Here is a 531-nt window from a genome sequence, read left to right on the forward strand (position 1 = left end):
CCAAACGCCCTTCCTGAGTACCAAGCCAGTCAACTTGCCAGCCGTTATTCCGCATTTCTTCAGCCACGGCTAAAGCCGGGAAGATATGTCCGCCGGTACCTGCGGCTGCGATTAGAACGCGGTTCATTCAGCACCTCCGCGCGGCGCAACTTTGCGACCCGTCATGCGGCGCTCGTGGTCAATCCGTAATAACAAACCAACGGCTAACGCCGACACAATCAGGCTGTTACCGCCATAACTGACCATGGGCAGGGTTAACCCTTTCGTTGGCAGAGCACCAGAAGCGACGCCAATATTCACGAAGGCCTGAATACTGAACCAAACGCTGATACCGTATGCGAGGTATCCACCATAGCGCTGTTCCAGCATTAAACAGCGACGACCAATAACTAATGCCCGCCAAACCAGCATAAGTACAGTAGCAATGACAGCCAGAACACCTAAGAAACCAAGTTCCTCGGCAATAACTGCCATAATAAAATCGGTATGAGCTTCAGGCAGATACTGAAGTTTCTGAATACTGTTACCCAG

At 51.6% G+C, this 531-nt stretch carries 2 protein-coding genes; both read right to left on the reverse strand.

The window, feature by feature from the left end; genetic code table 11:
• Positions 1 to 127: glycosyltransferase (locus tag B3180_RS04735; protein WP_286843335.1), on the reverse strand; the 127-nt coding region annotated here is incomplete at its 3' end.
• A partial coding sequence (locus B3180_RS04740) for an FtsW/RodA/SpoVE family cell cycle protein (protein WP_286843322.1) occupies positions 124 to 531 on the reverse strand: 408 nt, incomplete at its 5' end. The genes B3180_RS04735 and B3180_RS04740, both read right to left, overlap by 4 nt.

The sequence above is a fragment of the Idiomarina sp. UBA4206 genome (assembly GCF_002383015.1).
Classification (GTDB): Bacteria; Pseudomonadota; Gammaproteobacteria; order Enterobacterales; family Alteromonadaceae; genus Idiomarina; species Idiomarina abyssalis.